The 17134-nt window shown below is 69.3% G+C and carries 13 protein-coding genes; 1 reads left to right on the forward strand and 12 read right to left on the reverse strand.

Translation table 11 applies throughout. The features are described from left to right. Positions 1 to 17: 17 nt before the first annotated feature. The 11 genes from G6N45_RS19300 to G6N45_RS19350 all read right to left on the reverse strand — a co-directional run bounded on the left by G6N45_RS19300 (position 18) and on the right by G6N45_RS19350 (position 16301). Complete coding sequence (locus G6N45_RS19300; protein ID WP_163723717.1) at positions 18 to 1526, reverse strand: glutamate synthase subunit beta; 1509 nt, start codon at positions 1524 to 1526, stop codon at positions 18 to 20. Beyond that, on the reverse strand, positions 1519 to 6060 hold the full coding sequence (gltB, locus tag G6N45_RS19305) for a glutamate synthase large subunit (RefSeq protein ID WP_163723719.1): 4542 nt from the start codon (positions 6058 to 6060) through the stop codon (positions 1519 to 1521). Before gltB ends, G6N45_RS19300 begins: the two co-directional genes overlap by 8 nt. Positions 6061 to 6143: 83 nt before the next feature. Further along, complete coding sequence (locus tag G6N45_RS19310) at positions 6144 to 6557, reverse strand: DUF2752 domain-containing protein (protein ID WP_163723721.1); 414 nt, start codon at positions 6555 to 6557, stop codon at positions 6144 to 6146. Beyond that, positions 6547 to 6975 carry an NINE protein gene (locus G6N45_RS19315; protein ID WP_057146361.1) on the reverse strand — a complete coding sequence of 143 codons (429 nt, stop codon included), beginning with the start codon at positions 6973 to 6975 and terminating at the stop codon, positions 6547 to 6549. The genes G6N45_RS19310 and G6N45_RS19315 overlap by 11 nt, the downstream gene beginning before the upstream one ends. Positions 6976 to 7000: 25 nt before the next feature. After that, positions 7001 to 8428: an HNH endonuclease signature motif containing protein gene (locus G6N45_RS19320; protein ID WP_163728734.1), complete on the reverse strand. Its 1428-nt coding sequence runs from the start codon at positions 8426 to 8428 to the stop codon at positions 7001 to 7003. Between the two features lie 64 nt (positions 8429 to 8492). Next, a complete protein-coding gene (lgt, locus tag G6N45_RS19325) occupies positions 8493 to 11267 on the reverse strand; it encodes a prolipoprotein diacylglyceryl transferase (protein ID WP_163723723.1) in 2775 nt (924 codons plus the stop codon). Beyond that, a complete protein-coding gene (trpA, locus tag G6N45_RS19330; protein WP_057146364.1) occupies positions 11264 to 12052 on the reverse strand; it encodes a tryptophan synthase subunit alpha in 789 nt (262 codons plus the stop codon). The genes lgt and trpA overlap by 4 nt, the downstream gene beginning before the upstream one ends. Further along, the gene (gene trpB, locus G6N45_RS19335; protein ID WP_163723725.1) at positions 12049 to 13311 is read right to left on the reverse strand and encodes a tryptophan synthase subunit beta; all 1263 of its coding nucleotides are present in this window, start codon (positions 13309 to 13311) and stop codon (positions 12049 to 12051) included. Before trpB ends, trpA begins: the two co-directional genes overlap by 4 nt. Then, the gene (gene trpC / locus G6N45_RS19340) at positions 13312 to 14130 is read right to left on the reverse strand and encodes an indole-3-glycerol phosphate synthase TrpC (RefSeq protein ID WP_163723727.1); all 819 of its coding nucleotides are present in this window, start codon (positions 14128 to 14130) and stop codon (positions 13312 to 13314) included. It abuts the gene before it with no gap. Between the two features lie 72 nt (positions 14131 to 14202). Continuing rightward, complete coding sequence (locus G6N45_RS19345) at positions 14203 to 14781, reverse strand: TIGR02234 family membrane protein (protein WP_163723729.1); 579 nt, start codon at positions 14779 to 14781, stop codon at positions 14203 to 14205. Continuing rightward, complete coding sequence (locus G6N45_RS19350; protein ID WP_163723731.1) at positions 14778 to 16301, reverse strand: anthranilate synthase component I; 1524 nt, start codon at positions 16299 to 16301, stop codon at positions 14778 to 14780. The genes G6N45_RS19345 and G6N45_RS19350 overlap by 4 nt, the downstream gene beginning before the upstream one ends. 32 nt (positions 16302 to 16333) lie before the next feature. On the opposite strand from G6N45_RS19350, the gene G6N45_RS19355 reads away from it, so the two are divergent. Then, the gene (locus G6N45_RS19355; RefSeq protein WP_163723733.1) at positions 16334 to 16798 is read left to right on the forward strand and encodes a peroxiredoxin; all 465 of its coding nucleotides are present in this window, start codon (positions 16334 to 16336) and stop codon (positions 16796 to 16798) included. Here G6N45_RS19355 and hisI read toward each other — a convergent pair. Continuing rightward, complete coding sequence (gene hisI, locus G6N45_RS19360; protein ID WP_163728737.1) at positions 16786 to 17133, reverse strand: phosphoribosyl-AMP cyclohydrolase; 348 nt, start codon at positions 17131 to 17133, stop codon at positions 16786 to 16788. The genes G6N45_RS19355 and hisI overlap by 13 nt on opposite strands. Between the last annotated feature and the right edge of the window lies 1 nt (position 17134).

Here is a 17134-nt window from a genome sequence, read left to right on the forward strand (position 1 = left end):
CATAGTCGTTAATCGATTCAGATGACGGCCAGCGGGAGCGCACCGGGCCTGACCGGCGCGGGAAGGTCCGACTCGCCCATCAGGTAGGTGTCCACCGCATGGGCCGCGCTGCGGCCCTCCGCGATGGCCCAGACGATCAGCGACGCGCCACGGTGAGCGTCGCCACAGACGAACACGCCGGGCGCGTCGGTCTGCCAGTCCTGACCGCAGCGCAGCGTGCCACGCCCTGTCAGCGTCAGCCCGAGACCGTCCAGCAGCGGCATGTGCTCGACCCCGTCGAAACCGATCGCGAGCAGGGCAAGATCGCACGGGATCTCCAGCGACTGCCCCACCGGTGTGATGCGGCGCCGGCCCGCCTCGTCGCGCTCGACCTTCACCTCGGCGATCTCCAGGGCGCGCAGGTTGCCCTCGTCGTCGCCGAGGAACCGCTGCACCGCGACCTGGTAGCGGCGGTCGCCGCCTTCGGCGTGGGCGGGCGAGAGCCGGGTCCGCAGCACGACGGGCCACATCGGCCACGGCGATTGCGAGTCGTCGCGGTACTCGGGCGGTTCGGGGTTGTAGTCCAGTTGGGTCACCGACGCGGCGCCCTGCCGGTGTGCGGTGCCCAGGCAGTCTGCGCCGGTGTCACCGCCGCCGATGATCACGACGTGTCTGCCCTCGGCCGAGATCGGACTCGGCCCGTCGCCCTCGCATTCCTTGTTGGCAGGCACGAGGTGCTCCATGGCGAGGTGCACGCCGGTCAGATGCCGGCCTTCGACCCCGCTGTCGCGGGCGCGCAGCGCGCCGACCGCGAGCACCACGGCGTCGTACTGGGCGCGTAACGCGTCGATCGTCACGTCGACGCCGACCTCGCACTCGGTGACGAAACGTGTTCCCTCCGCGCGCATCTGGGCCAGCCGCTGGTTCAGCGTCGCCTTCTCCAGCTTGTACTCCGGGATGCCGTAGCGCATCAGGCCGCCGATGCGGTCGTCGCGTTCGTAGACCGTCACGTCATGGCCGGCACGGGTGAGCTGCTGCGCCGCCCCCAGCCCGGCGGGCCCGGATCCCACCACCGCGACGCGCTTTCCGGTGGCGATCGCGGCGGGCTGGGGCTCGACGGTGCCGTCCATCCAGGCCTGGTCGGCGATGGTCTGCTCGATCCGCTTGATCGTCACGCTGCCGCCGGTCTGCTCCTCGGCGATCGACAGCACGCAGGCGGCCTCACACGGAGCCGGACAGAGCCGGCCGGTGAACTCCGGGAAGTTGTTGGTGGCGTGCAGCCGCTCGCTGGCCGCGTCCCAGCGGCCCCGGCGCACCAGGTCGTTCCACTCCGGGATCAGGTTGCCCAGCGGACAGCCCGCACTTCCGCTGTGGCAGAATGGAATTCCGCAATCCATACAGCGGCGTGCCTGCTGAGAGACCTCGCCGGCCCGCTGGTGCGGGTCTTGCTGTTCGTACACCTCACGCCAGTCACCGACCCGCTCGTCGACGGGACGTTTGGCGGCCTCGACCTTCGCCACCTCCAGGAAACCGTGCGGATCAGCCACGACTTGCCTCCATGATCGCTGCGTCGACGTCTCGACCCTCGGCCTTGGCCATCCGGGTGGCCTGCAGCACCCGCTGGTAGTCGCGGGGCATGACCTTGGTGAACTGGGCGCTGCGGCGCGGCCAGTCCGACAGCACCGACGTCGCGACGGTGCTCCCGGTGTGGTGGGCGTGCCGCGCAACGACATCACGCAGCCACAGCAGGTCCTCGGGATCCAGGGCCTGCAGATCCACCATGTCGGTGTTGACCCGGCTCGGATTCAGCCCCAGCACGTAGGCGATGCCGCCCGACATCCCGGCGGCCATGTTGCGGCCCACCGGGCCGAGCACGACGACGCGCCCCCCGGTCATGTACTCGCAGGCATGGTCGCCGACACCTTCGGTGACCGCGAGGGCGCCGGAATTGCGCGCGGCGAACCGCTCTCCGACGCGGCCCCGCAGGAACACCTCGCCGGAGGTGGCGCCGTAGAGCAGGGTGTTCCCGGCGATGACGTTGTCCTCGGGCAGGAACAGCACGTCGTCCTGCGGTTTGACGATCACCCGCCCGCCCGAAAGGCCCTTGCCGACATAGTCGTTGGCGTCGCCGATGAGTTCGAGGGTGATGCCCGGCGGCAGGAACGCACCGATGGACTGGCCCGCCGAGCCCGTCAACGTGACGTGGATGGTGTCGTCGGGCAGGCCGTCGGCGCCGTAGCGGCGGGTCACCTCGCTGCCGAGCAGCGTTCCGACCGTCCGGTTCACGTTCCGCACCGGCAGCTCCAGCCGGACGGGATGAGCATCCTCCAACGCGCCCTCGCACAGCTGGATCAGCGTCCGGTCCAGGGCCTGGTCCAGGCCGTGCTCCTGGCCGCGCACTCGCCGGCGCTGCTCGGTGTTCGCGGGCACGGCGAAGATCGGGCGCAGGTCCAGGCCCTTGCTCTTCCAGTGCGCGACACCGGGATCGGTGTCGAGCAGCTCGGCGTGCCCGACGGCCTCGTCGACGCTGCGGAACCCGAGTTCGGCGAGGTTGCTGCGGATGTCCTCGGCGATGAACCGGAAGAAGGTCTCCACGAACTCGGGCTTGCCGGTGTAGCGGGCGCGCAGCTCCGGATTCTGGGTGGCCACTCCCACCGGGCACGTGTCGAGATGGCACACCCGCATCATGATGCAGCCCGACACCACCAGCGGGGCGGTGGCGAAACCGAACTCCTCCGCGCCGAGCAGCATCGCCACCATGACATCGCGTGCGGTGCGCATGCCGCCGTCACACTGCACCGTGATGCGGTCGCGTAACCCGTTGAGCACCAGGGTCTGCTGCGTGTCGGCCAGGCCGATCTCCCACGGAGCACCGGCGTGCTTGAGACTGGTCAGCGGTGCCGCGCCGGTGCCGCCGTCGTAGCCGGAGATGAGCACGACGTCGGCGTGCGCCTTGGAGACACCCGCGGCGACGGTGCCGACCCCGACCGAGCTGACGAGCTTGACGTGGATGCGCGCGTCGGCGTTGGCGTTCTTCAGGTCGTGGATCAGCTGAGCCAGGTCCTCGATCGAGTAGATGTCGTGGTGCGGCGGCGGGGAGATCAGCCCGACACCCGGCGTCGAGTGCCGGGTCTTGGCGATGTTCGGGTACACCTTGTAGCCCGGAAGTTGGCCACCCTCACCGGGTTTGGCACCCTGAGCCATCTTGATCTGGATGTCGGTGGCGTTGACCAGGTAGTCGCTGGTGACGCCGAACCGGCCGGAGGCCACCTGCTTGACGGCGCTGCGGCGCAGTGGGTCGTACAGCCGATCGGCGTCCTCGCCGCCCTCCCCGCTGTTGGAGCGACCGCCGAGCCTGTTCATCGCGATGGCCATCGTCTCGTGCGCCTCGGCGGAGATGGATCCGTAGCTCATGGCGCCGGTGTTGAACCGGGTGACGATCGACTCGACCGGCTCCACCTCGTCCAGCGGCACCGGCGGGCGCACATCCTTCTTGAACTCGAACAACCCGCGCAGCGCACCACCGTCGCGGGCGAGCCGGTTGACCTCATCGGAATACTTCTCGAAAACCTCGTAGCGGCCCGTGCGGGTCGAATGTTGCAGCAGGAAAACCACTTCCGGGGTGAACAGGTGCAGCTCCCCTTCGCGGCGGAAGACGTACTCGCCGCCGACCTCGAGGCGGCGGTGCACCCGTTCGGTGGGGTTCTCCGGGTAGGCGCGGCGGTGCCGCAGCTTGACCTCTTCGGCGATGACGTCGAGCCCGATGCCGCCGAGCTGGGTGGGGGTGCCGGTGAAGTACTCGTCGATGACGTCGGAGTCGATGCCGACCGCCTCGAAGGCCTGCGCGCCGGTGTAAGAGGCGACCGTCGAGATGCCCATCTTGCTCATCACCTTCATGACGCCCTTGCCCAGCGCCTTGAGGTAGTTGCGCACCGCGGTGGCGGGCTCGATGCCGGTGAGTTCGCCCTCCCTGATGAGGTCCTCGATGGACTCGAAGGCCAGGTACGGGTTGACCGCGGCCGCGCCGAAACCGATGAGCATCGCGATGTGGTGCACCTCGCGGGCGTCCCCGGTCTCGACGACCAGCGCAACGGTGGTCCGCTGCTTGGTCCGCACGAGGTGGTGGTGCACGGCGGACACGGCCAACAACGACGGGATCGGCGCCTTGGTGTGGTCGGAGTCGCGGTCCGAGATCACCAGGGTCCGGGCGCCTTTGGCGATGGCGTCGCAGGCGCGCAGGCGCAGGTCTTCGAGAGCGTCGGCCAGACCCTCGCCCCCGCGTTCGACGCGGTAGAGGGCCTTCAGTACGGCGGTGCGTAGGCCGGGCTGCTCACCATCGTCGTTGATGTGCACGATCTTGTTGAGTTCGTCGTTGTCGAGTACGGGCCAGCCCAGCGTGATCTGACGGCAGGACGCCGCCGACGGTTCGAGCAGGTTGTGCTCGGGTCCCATCACCCGTGACATCGAGGTGACCACCTCCTCGCGGATGGCGTCCAGGGGCGGGTTGGTCACCTGGGCGAAGAGCTCGACGAAGTAGTCGTAGAGCAGCTTGGACCGTTGGGACAGCACAGCGGCCGGGGTGTCGGTGCCCATCGAGCCCAGGGGTTCGGCGCCAGAAGCGGCCATCGGTGTGAGCAGGATCCGCAGGTCTTCCTCGGTGTAGCCGAAGCTGATCTGGCGGCGGACCACCGACTCGTGATTGGGTGCAACGCGGGCGCGCTCGGGCAGCGTCTTGAGGTCGAGAAGGCCGGCGTGCAGCCACTCGCCGTAGGGCTCGGCCTGGGCCAGGCCTTCTTTCACCTCGTCGTCGGAGATGATGCGGCCCGCGGCGGTGTCGATCAGGAACATCTTGCCCGGCTGCAGGCGGCCCTTGGCGACGATCTGCGCCGACGGCACGTCGAGGACGCCGCTCTCGCTTGCGAGGATGACGCGGTCGTCGATCGTACGCCACCAGCGTCCCGGCCGTAATCCGTTGCGGTCCAACACTGCTCCGACGAGGATGCCGTCGGTGAAGGTGACGCAGGCCGGACCGTCCCAGGGTTCCATCAGCGAGGCGTGGAACTGCCAGAAGGCGCGCTCGGCGTCGTCCATCGTGGCGCTGTTCTCCCACGCCTCGGGGATCATCATCAGCACGGCGTGGGGCAGGCTGCGGCCGCCGAGATGGAGAAGTTCGAGGACCTCGTCGAACGACGCGGAGTCCGAGGCGCCGGGGGTGCAGATCGGTGAGAGCCGGTCGAGTTCGCCGGGGATCTTGCTGCTGGTGAGCATGGCCTCCCGGGCGTGCATGCGGTTGCGGTTGCCGCGCACGGTGTTGATCTCACCGTTGTGGGCGACGAACCGGAACGGGTGGGCCAGCGGCCACGAGGGGAACGTGTTCGTCGAGAAGCGGCTGTGCACGATGGCGATCGCGCTCATGCAGCGTTCGTCGCGCAAATCCGGAAAGTATTCCGGCAGCTGCAGTGTGGTCAGCATGCCCTTGTAGACCATGGTGCGGCTGGACAGCGACGGGAAGTAGACCTCGCCGCGCTCGGCACGCTTGCGCAGGGGGTACACCCGGCGGTCGAGGTCGATGCCGCCGGGACGCACGCCGTGGTGTTCGGGTGCCGCGACGAACAACTGCGCCATGTGTGGCATACAGCCGAGCGCGGTCTGGCCGACCTCGGCGCCGTCGGGATCGACGGGAAGCTCACGCCAGCCGAGGATCTCGAGGCCTTCTTCTGCGGCGATCGCGGCGATGGCCGCGCACGCGTCGTCGCGGGCGCCCGGATCCTGCGGGAGGTAGCAGATGCCGGCGGCGAAGGTGTTCGTGCCGTCGGGGTGGGGTGCGGGCAGATCGAAGTCGACGGCCTCGCGCAGAAGCTCGACGGGGAGCTGGATCAGGATGCCGGCGCCGTCGCCGCTGTTGGGTTCCGCACCCGCCGCGCCGCGGTGCTCGAGGTGCTCCAGGGCGATCAGACCGTCGGTGACGATCGAGTGGGAGCGGCGGCCTTGGATGTCGGTCACCATGGCCACACCGCAGGAGTCCGCCTCGTTGGCGGGATCGTAGAGGCCTTGGGGTTCGGGCAATGCCGAGAACAGCATGGACGATGCTCCTCGCAGTCCTGAATTTCGTTGTCAGGGACTGCACCGGCCCGTCGCGCGAGTGTATCAGCGGGGGTGCGCGGCTACCCGGTGAGAACGGTCGGGACCAGCGGGAATCCGGGCAGATTTCGGGCGACCGTCCATACAACGGCAGCTGCGATGATGACGGCGAGCATCGGCATGCTGGACACGGTCTTCCCCCGGGAGCGCTGCACGATCACGAACGCGAGCAGCAGCGGTAGGCCGATGAGCAGGAAGGCATTGTCGACGAACGCAGCGGCCAGATCACCGTGGAGCACATCGTGGGTCATGCGCAGTCCGCCGCAGGCCGGGCAGTTCCAGCCTGTGAGGGCTTTGAACGGGCAGGCCGGGAACAGGAAGCGCGGACTATGGGGATCGCCGATGCCGATGTAGGCGAGGCTGCCCACCAGGGCGGCCCCGGTACCGAGGCCGATGAGCAGCCGGTTCCGGCGGGTGGTCGGCGGGCTAGGTGCCATCGCGCAGGGGACGCCCCTCGGGGTCGCGCACCTTGTCGGTGAGGATCAGGACCGCATCGATGATGCCCCAGATGACAGCGCCGATGCCGCAGGTGATGAGGCCGACGACGAGCTGAGCGATGCCCAGACCTGTGTAGCCGAGGTAGATGCGGCCGATGCCGACCAGCCCGAGGAGGCCGAGCAACTGAAGTAGTCCAGCGACCACCTTCGACTTCTCTGACAGCGGCTCCCCGGTCAGCGGGTGCCGACCGTAGGGCGCGGCCGGGTCCATGTAGGCCGGCGGATACTGGCCGAGCGGGGGCGGATACTGCCCCGGCGGCGGACCGTACTGCTGCCCCGGCGGCGGGTATCCGGGTTGCTGCGGCGGAGGCGTGTAGGGATTGCCACCCTCATTGCCACTGAACTGCGGCTCGGTCATGCCCCAAGCATGCCAGACCGTCGACTCAGAATGGCGGGGGTTCGTAGGTGGCGGCCAGCCAGGCCTGTCGTTGGCGTTCTTGTTCGGCGTTGAGTTCGAGGCGCCGCCTTCGCTCCTGTCGGATCCGCTCGCGGCGGTCCTGTTCTCGGGTTGTCGTGCGCATCGGCATCATCGCGGTGCGACCGACCCCGTCTGTCGGCGTCGTGGTGGCCACCGACGCGGTCGGTACCGCCAACCCGGGAAACAGGATCCCCCCGTGCGCCTCAGTGCGGTAGACGTGACCAGTCGGAGCCGTGAGGATGATCGTGCCGTCGGGAAGTTGCTCGTCACGCCACCCGTTGGGCCCGGTGTAAAACGTCTTGATCAGATGATCGGTACGGCAGTAATGCTTCAGCCCGGAGGCATGCGTCGGTCCGAACGGCCACGGCTTCGTATGGTCCAGATCGCACCCGGCCACCGGGCGGTCACACCCCGGAAACCGACAGGTCAGATCGCGCCACTGCAGGAAATCCCGCAGCCCGGCCGAGGGCCGATAGCCCGATTCGGGCTCACTGCTGGGCAGCCGCACCGGCTTGAGTTTCGCCGCCTTCGCCGCGGTGCGCACCGACTCGGCCGGCAGCACACCGAACCCGGCCAGATAACCGGGCCGCCGGCTGGTCCCCTCCAGCGTCGCCTGCTCAGCAAGGACGTGGACGACCACCTGCGCGGCGGACTCGCGGATCTTCGCGGCGGGGCAGTCGGGCGATCCGCACAGGCACGCCAACGACCCCTCGCCTCGCCCGAGCGCGCCACAGGCAGCGGCGCGGCGTTGCTTTTTCGATCGTGGATCGTTGGCGCACACCGAGTCTGCGATCAGATCCAGCCGCTGATCGAACGCCGCGGCGTCGACCGCATCCAGGACACCCCCGACCATCGCCATCCCCGCCGCCTCGAGGTGGGGTTCCACCTCGAGGTAGCAGTTCTGCTCCACCGTCGGCGGGACACGGACGGCGGCGGGATCGTAGTCGGCCACCCACACGTCGATGCGATCGCGCAGCTTGGCCTTCGAGAACCGCATCCACTTGCGGACTTGACCGGCCAGCGACTCGTCCAGGCCGCCGATGATGTCGTCCTCGACGTTCGCGGTGCGCGCGATCACCGCCTGCAGCACGCGGTAGTCGATATCGCCGCGGGCGAACACCGCCGCCACCTGCGGTAACCGCTGATACAACGAAACAGCAAGCCGTACTTGGTTACCCGCGCGGCCACGGCTGATGTTCTGCGCCGCAGACACCTCAGCCGCGACCGCCTCGAACACATCGGTCCGCCAGAACTGGGCCTCTTCGTAGTCGCGGCAGCGCACCTGGTAAAGGCTGGCGATGGCGTTGAGGCGCTGGGCGATCGCCGCAGACTCCGCACGCGAGGCCGCAGCCATCGCGTCGATCAGCGCGGCCGGATCACCGGTATCGAACATACATTCGATTGTAGTGACAGCGGCCGACACCGTCCGGCGCGAATTTCGCGCCTGTGGATAACTGTCAGCGGTTCCTGCGCCGACGGATAAACTGCCGGACCCGCTGACCGACCTCTGCGGGGATGGTTGTCCGAGTGCGGAATTCGCGAGACTGCGTGGACGGAGGTGACGTTGGCGCGGCTGGCTCCGAGTCGGCGGTGAGAGCTTCCGCTGCGTCGGCGCCCTCGAAGGCTGCTGTGTCGGAGACCGGAGCATCGTCATCGACCGCAGCGGCCTCGTCGCTGGCGTCGGCGGCCGGCTCGTCTGACGACTCCACGGTCTCCGTGTCCCCGCCCGCGAGAGCCTCAGCCGCGTCCGTGCCTTCTTCTGCCGGGTCGGCCTGCGCGGATACATCGGCCGGCTCAGCGTCGTTTGATGCGGCTTCCGGAGCGGTCTCGTCGGCGAGCGCCTCGGCAGCATCCTGGCCCTCGACGGCAACGTTGTGCGCCTCGGCGGCATCGTCGGCAGCCGCGGCGACCTCATCACCTTCGACGGACCCCAAGCCCGCCTCCGGCTCGGGCTCAACCTCAGCGATCTCGACCTCGGGCTCGCTCTCGGCGCCATCAGTCTCGGCTTCGACCTGATCGGCCAGCGCCTCAGCGGCGTCTTCGCCCTCGACCGACCCCAGGCCCGCCTCGGACTCAGGCTCGGCCTCGGCCTGATCGGGGGTCAGCGCCTCAGCAGCGTCCTCGCCCTCGACGGCAACCTGGTGCGCGACCTCAGCATCGCCGACAGCCTCCGCGACCTCATCGCCCTCGACCGGCCCCAGACCCGCCTCGGACTCGGGCTCAGCCACGGGCTCGCTCTCGGCGCCATTGGTCTCGGCGTCGACCTGATCGGTCAGCGCCTCAGCAGCGTCCTCGCCCTCGACCGCGACCTCGTGCGCCACCTCAGCATCGCCGACAGCCTCCGCGACCTCATCGCCCTCGACCGGCCCCAGACCCGCCTCGGACTCGGGCTCAGCCACGGCCTGATCGGGGGTCAGCGCCTCAGCAGCGTCCTCGCCCTCAACGGCAACCTGGTGCGCGACCTCAGCATCGCCGACAGCCTCCGCGACCTCATCGCCCTCGACCGACCCCAGACCCGCCTCGGACTCGGGCTCAGCCACGGGCTGGCTCTCGCCGCCATTGGTCTCGGCGTCAACCTGATCGGTCAGCGCATCAGCAGCGTCTTCGCCCTCAACGGCAACCTGGTGCGCGACCGCGGAATCATCGACCGCCTCAGGCTCATCGGTCACGTCCTCCGGCTCGACCAGCGCCTCAGCAGCGTCCTCGCCCTCGACGGCGAGCTCATGCGCCACCGCAGCATCGCCTACAGCCTCCGCGACCTCATCGCCCTCGACCGACCCAAGACCCGCCTCAGGCTCAGCGCCCCCGGACTCGCCCTCCGGCTCAACCAGCGCCGCAGCAGCTTCCTCGCCCTCGACGGCTACCGCGTGTGCCTCGTCCGCCTCATCAACAGCATCCACGACCTCATCGCCCTCGACCGACCCCAGCCCTGCCTCAGGCTCAGCGGCCTCAGGCTCATCGGTCACGTCCTCAGGCTCAACCAGCGCCTCAGCAGCTTCCTCGCCCTCGACGGCTACCGCGTGTGCCTCGTCCGCCTCATCAACAGCGTCCGCGACCTCGTCTGCTTCAAGCGATCCGACACCCGTTTCGGGCTCGGACTCGGTAGCGAGATCGGCTTCAGAGCCCGGTTCGTCCACAGACTCGACGACCAGCTCCTCACCGTCGGCGACCTGGTCGCCCTCGACGGTTTCCAGGTCCGCTTCCCGCCCGACGAGGACGTCGGTCTCGACGGCGTCGTCCTCGGCCGCCTGGGCCACCGACTTCTCGTCATCCTCGGCGGCGACGGTCGCTGCAGCGACCACACCCGATGTCGAGGCTCCGACCGCCAGATCCTTGACCAACTCTTCGACGCGGGACTCGTCGCCCTCCTGCTTGCCGCGCAGCGACGCCGGATCCTCGCGGCCCTTCGGCGCCGCCATGACGTACACCACCGCGCCGATGAACACGAACGTCGACGTAAAGGAGTTGACCCGGATGCCCGCCAGGTGCGTCGCCGCGTCGCTGCGCATCAACTCGATCCAGAATCGGCCCATGCAGTATCCGGCCACGTACATCGCGAACAGCCGGCCGTGCCCGATGCGGAACCGGCGATCGATGATCAGCAGCGCCGCGAACACGAGCAGGTTCCACAGCAACTCGTACAGGAACGTCGGGTGGACCACCTGGATGAGTTCGCCGGTCGACACCCCGTTCAGCGAGTCCGGCACGCCCGCCGAATTCACCCGCTCGTAGATCTCCAGGCCCCACGGCAGCGTGGTCTCGCGTCCGTACAGCTCCTGGTTGAAGTAGTTTCCGATCCGCCCGATCGCCTGGGCGAGAATGATTCCCGGCGCGATCGCGTCGCCGAACGCGGGCAGCGGTATCTCCCGCCGCCGGCACGCGATCCACGCTCCGATACCGCCCAGCGCCACCGCGCCCCAGATGCCGAGCCCGCCGTCCCAGATCCGCAGCGCGGCCGCGAATCCCGCTCCGTCCTCGCCGAAGTAGGTCCGCCAGTCAGTGATGACGTGGTAGAGCCGGCCACCGATCAGACCGAACGGCACCGCCCACAGCGCGACGTCGTAGATGACGCCGGGCTCGCCGCCGCGCGCCACCCAGCGCCGGTCGCCGAGGACAAGCGCGGCCACAATGCCTGCGATGATGAACAGCGCATAGGCCCGCAGCGGGAACGGGCCGAGGTGCCACACACCCTGCGAAGGACTCGGGATGTACGCCAAGACCGTCGATGTCACGCAGTGATCCTCTGCCGTACCCCGTCAGCCAATTCTTCTGTCAGTGCCCGCATCGCGGGGACACCATCGGTCAACGCCGACACCAGCGCCGACCCGACGATCACCCCGTCGGCGTAGGAGCCGATCTGCGCCGCCTGCTCACGCGACCGCACGCCCAGACCGACACCGACCGGGATGTCGGAGAGTTCCTTGATCCGCCGCACGAGTTCCGGCGCCGCGTTGGACACCGCGTCGCGCGCACCGGTGACGCCCATCGTCGACGCCGCGTACACGAACCCCCGTGACGCATCCACCGTCGCGCTGAGCCGCTCCGGCGTCGACGACGGTGCGACCACGAAGATCCGGTCGAGGTCGTGCGCCTCGGAAGCGGCCAGCCATTCGCCGGCCTCGTCCGGAATCAGGTCCGGCGTGATCATCCCGAGCCCGCCGGCCGAGGCCAGGTCGCGCGAGAACGCGTCGACACCCTTGCGCAACACAGGATTCCAGTAGGTCATCACCACGGCGTTGCCGCCGGCATTGCTGATCGCCTCGACGGCACGGAACGTATCGCGCACCCGCACACCGCCCCGCAGCGCGACCTCCGTCGCCGCGGCGATGGTGGGGCCGTCCATGCCCGGGTCCGAATAGGCGATGCCGACCTCGATCACGTCGCAGCCCGCCTCGACGAGGGCGACCATCGCGTCGATCGAGGTGTCCACATCCGGGAACCCGGTCGGCAGGTAGCCGATCAGCGCTGCCCGGCCCTCGTCCCGACAGGACGCGAAAACACTTGCCAACCGGCTCATCTGGCGCCGTCCTCGAGCAGCCCGAACCAGCGCGCCGCGGTTTCGACGTCCTTGTCCCCGCGTCCGGACATGTTGATCAGGATGATCGCTCCGGGGCCCAGTTCGGCGCCCAGCTTCATCGCACCGGCCACCGCATGGGCCGACTCGATGGCCGGGATGATGCCCTCGGTGCGGCTGAGCAGAGACAGCGCGTCCATGGCCTCGGTGTCGGTGATCGGCTTGTACTGCGCCCGGCCGATGTCCTTGAGCAGCGCATGCTCCGGCCCGACACCCGGGTAGTCCAGACCCGCCGAGATGGAATGCGATTCGATGGTCTGGCCGTCCTCGTCCTGCAGCAGGTACGAATACGAGCCCTGGAAGGCGCCCGGCGATCCCCCGGTGAACGTGGCCGCGTGCCGCCCGGTCTCGACGCCGTCACCGGCGGCCTCGTAGCCGACCAGGCGCACGTCGGGGTCGTCGATGAACGCATGGAAGATGCCGATCGCATTTGACCCGCCGCCGACACAGGCGACCACGGCGTCCGGCAGTCGGCCGGCCTGGTCGAGCATCTGGGCACGGGCCTCCAGGCCGATGACCCGCTGGAAATCGCGGACCATCATCGGGAACGGGTGAGGTCCCGCCGCGGTGCCGAAGCAGTAGTACGTGTTGTCGGCGTTGGTGACCCAGTCGCGGAACGCCTCGTTGATCGCGTCCTTGAGCGTCTTCGACCCCGACTCGACCGACACCACCGTCGCACCGAGCAGCCGCATCCTCGCCACGTTGAGCGCCTGGCGCGCGGTGTCGACGGCGCCCATGTAGACCACACACTCCAGACCGAGCAGCGCACAAGCGGTCGCTGTCGCGACGCCGTGCTGGCCGGCGCCGGTCTCGGCGATGACCCGCTTCTTGCCCATCTGCCGTGCCAGCAGCGCCTGCCCGAGCACATTGTTGATCTTGTGAGAACCCGTGTGGTTCAGGTCTTCCCGCTTCAGGAAGATCCGGGCGCCGCCGGCGTGCTGGCTCATCCGTTCCGCCTCGTACAGCGGGGACGGGCGGCCGGTGTAGTGGCGCTGCAACCGGTCCAGCTCGTCGAGGAACGTCTGGTCGCCGCGCGCCTTCTCGTACGCGGCGGTCACCTCCTCGATGACGGCCATCAGCGCCTCGGGCACATACCTGCCGCCGTACACGCCGAAATGGCCGCGGGCATCGGGATCGTGCGCGGTGGGTTCGGCCACCGCCGCGCTGGCGCGCGGCAGTTCCGGTCCGAGATGTGCCGTCACTTAGCGCGCTGGTTTCGGGCACGACGGATGCGTACCGGCGGTGACGAGGTCAGCGACGGCGCTGCGGGGATCTCCACTGGTGACCAGGCCTTCACCGACGAGCACGGCGTCCGCGCCCGCGCCGGCGTAGGCCAGCAGGTCGGCGGTCCCCCGCACCCCCGACTCGGCGACCCGGATGACATTGCTGGGCAGCCCCGGCGCGATCCGCGCGAAGCAGTCCCGGTCGACCTCGAGCGTCTTCAGGTCACGGGCGTTGACACCGATCAGCCTGGCTCCGGCCTGCAGCGCCCGGTCGGCCTCCTCCTCGGTGTGCACCTCGACCAGGGCGGTCATGCCCAGCGATTCGGTGCGTTCGAGAAGCGACTCCAGTGCGGGCTGCTCCAAGGCCGCGACGATCAGCAGCAACAGGTCGGCGCCGTGGGCGCGGGCCTCGTGGATCTGGTAGGGCCGCACGATGAAGTCCTTGCGCAGCACGGGAATCGACACCGCCGCGCGGACCGCGTCGAGATCGTCGAGCGAGCCGTTGAACCGGCGCTGCTCGGTCAGCACGCTGATGACCCGTGCGCCGCCGTCCTGGTAGGCGCGGGCCAACTCGGCCGGGTCGGCGATGGACGCCAGCTCGCCGCGCGACGGGCTCGCACGCTTCACCTCGGCGATTACCGCGATGCCGGGCGCACGCAGCGCGGCCATCACGTCCAGCGGCGCGGGCGCACGCTTGGCCTTCTCCTTGACCTCGGCCAGGCTGACGACGGCCTCGCGAGCGGCAACGTCGGCACGGACTCCTTCGAGAATGGAGTCGAGGACGGTTGCCGAACCCATAGCTGTCGTTTCCCTTCCCCTGACGGCCGTTTGACTCCTAACGAAGGGTAGTCGCCACCACACCACAGCCCGTCACCGCCCCTTGTTGTCCGGCGTGGTCGGGTCCTGCCCGGCGTCGAGCGCATCCCAGATCATCCGCTCCGACATCGCGGCGCCCGGCTCCTCGGCGTCGGTGCGGCGGCGCGTGTACCGCCCCGCGTCTGCGCGACCCCGCGTCGCCGACCTGAGCAGCAGCACCGCGCCGACCAGTGACAGCGCCGCCGCGACCAGCGTGAGCACCGCACCCGTCGAGTGCCGTTCGGTGCCGACCAGGTCGGTGATCGGGACCTCGGCGAGGCGGGCCGCCCGGGCCGCGACGTCGGGAACCACCCACAGGCTGATCGCCAGATAACCCATCGCCGCGCTGGCGGCACCCACCAGCACCGCCAGGATGCGCAGCGGCCAGCCCCGCACCGCCAGCGCCGCCACCGCCGCCGCCAGCACCACCAGCGCCAGCGGGATCAGCGCCGTGGACCAGGTGGCCCCGGTGAGATCGTCGGTCTTGGGATGGGTCAGCCCGTCGAACGAGGTGACCTGCACCCACGTCAGGCGCGACGCGCCCCACAGCCCGCCCGCGGCCACCACCAGCAGCAGCTGCCCGAGGCGGGTCACGGTTCGCTCAACGTCTCGGCCGCCGCGATCGCGCTCAGCACCGCGCGGGCCTTGTTGGCCGCCTCGTTGTACTCGTACGGGCCGTTCGAGTCGGCGACGACGCCGCCGCCCGCCTGCACGTAGGCGGTGCCGCCGCGCAGCAGCGCGGTCCGGATCGCGATCGCGAAGTCCGCGTTGCCTGCGAAGTCCAGGTAACCGAGCACGCCACCGTAGAGGCCCCGACGGGTCTTCTCGACCTCCTCGATCAGCTCCATCGCGCGCACCTTCGGCGCCCCGGACAGCGTGCCGGCCGGGAAGCAGGCGGTCACCGCGTCGAGCGCCGTCCTGCCCTCGGCGAGCATGCCCGTCACCGTCGACACCAGGTGCATCACGTGGCTGTAGCGCTCGATGTGGCTGTAATCCTCGACCTTCACCGTGCCCGGCATGCACACGCGGCCCAGGTCGTTGCGGCCGAGGTCGACGAGCATCAGGTGCTCGGCCCGCTCCTTCTCGTCGGTGAGCAGTTCCTTCTCGAGCAGGACGTCTTCCTCCTCGGTGTCGCCGCGCCAGCGGGTGCCCGCGATCGGATGGGTGGTGGCGCGGCCGTCCTTGACGGTGACCAGCGCCTCCGGGCTGGACCCGACGATCGAGAAGTCCAGTCCGCCTTCGGCGTTCGGCACATTGAGCAGGTACATGTACGGGCTGGGGTTGGTGACCCGCAGCATCCGGTAGACGTCAAGAGGATCGGCGTCGGTGTCCATCTCGAACCGCTGCGACGGCACCACCTGGAAGGCCTCACCCGCCTCGATGTCGCCGACGAGCTTGTCGACGATCGCGGTGTACTCCTCGACGGTGCGCTGCGACCGGTGCAGAGGCGCCGGCCTGCTGAACGTCGCCACCGTCGAGGCCAGCGGTTCGCCCAGCGCCGCGGTCATCACGTCCAGCCGGGCGACCGCGTCGTCATAGGCCTCGTCGACCCGCTCGTCGGTGCCGTTCCAGTTCACCGCGTTGGCGATCAGCGTGATGGTGCCCTCGTGATGGTCGAGCGCCGCGATGTCGGTGGCCAGCAGCAGCACCATGTCGGGCAGACCGAGATCGTCAACCGCGAGCTCGGGCAACCGCTCGAGCCGGCGCACGAAATCGTAGGCGAAATATCCCACCAGCCCCGACGACAGCGGCGGCAGACCCGGCAGGGCCGCGGTCTCGAGCAGCGTCAGCGTCGCGCGCAGCGCCTCGAGCGGATCCCCGCCGACGGGGGCGTCCTGCGGCGTCACGCCCAGCCACGCGGCGTGGCCGTCGCGCACGGTCAGCGCGGACGGGGCGCCTGCGCCGATGAACGACCACCGCGACCAGGATCGGCCGTTCTCCGCGGACTCCAGGAGGAACGTTCCGGGCCGGTTCGCGGCGAGCTTGCGGTACGCCGAGAGCGGCGTCTCGCTGTCGGCGAGCACCTTGCGGGTCACCGGCACCACACGGTGCTCGGCGGCCAACGCCCGGAAGTCCTCACGCGACGTCAGAGCGAGGCTGGCGGTGGACTGCACACCGGCATTGTCCCAGACGTACGGTGAGAACCATGAATCGTGGCGACACCGTGGCCGAGTTCGAACTGCCGGACCAGACCGGGACGACGAGGAGCCTGAGCGGGTTGCTCGCCGATGGGCCGATCGTGCTGTTCTTCTACCCGGCGGCGATGACACCGGGGTGCACCAAGGAGGCGTGCCACTTCCGTGACCTGGCGGCCGAGTTCGCCGCGGTCGGCGCCACCCGGGTGGGCATCAGCGCCGACCCGGTGGACAAGCAGGCGAGGTTCGCCGACCAGCAGAAGTTCGACTACCCGCTGCTGTCGGACACCGATGGAACGGTGGCGACGCAGTTCGGGGTCAAGCGGGGCCTGCTGGGCAAGTTCATGCCCGTCAAGCGCACGACGTTCGTGATCGACACCGACCGCACCGTGCTCGACGTGATCGCCAGCGAGTTCAGCATGGACACCCACGCCGACAAGGCGCTCGACGCGCTGCGCCGGCGTCAGTCGGCCTGATCCAGCAGCAGGTCGCCGTCGAAGCAGGTGTGGTCGCCGGTGTGGCACGCGGCGCCGACCTGGTCGACTTCGAGCAGCACGGTGTCACCGTCGCAGTCGAGCCGCACCGAGTGCACCCGCTGGGTGTGGCCCGACGTCGCACCCTTGATCCACTGCTCGCCGCGTGATCGCGAGAAGTACGTCGCCTCACGGGTTTCCAGCGTGCGGGCCAACGCGTCGTCGTCCATCCACGCGACCATCAGAACCTGGCCGGTGCCGCGCTCCTGCACCACGGCGGCGAACAGGCCGTCCGCGTTGCGCTTGAGCCGCGACGAGATCGCCGGGTCCAGAGTCACG

Origin of the sequence: Mycolicibacterium psychrotolerans (assembly GCF_010729305.1) — a bacterium.
Classification (GTDB): domain Bacteria; phylum Actinomycetota; class Actinomycetes; order Mycobacteriales; family Mycobacteriaceae; genus Mycobacterium; species Mycobacterium psychrotolerans.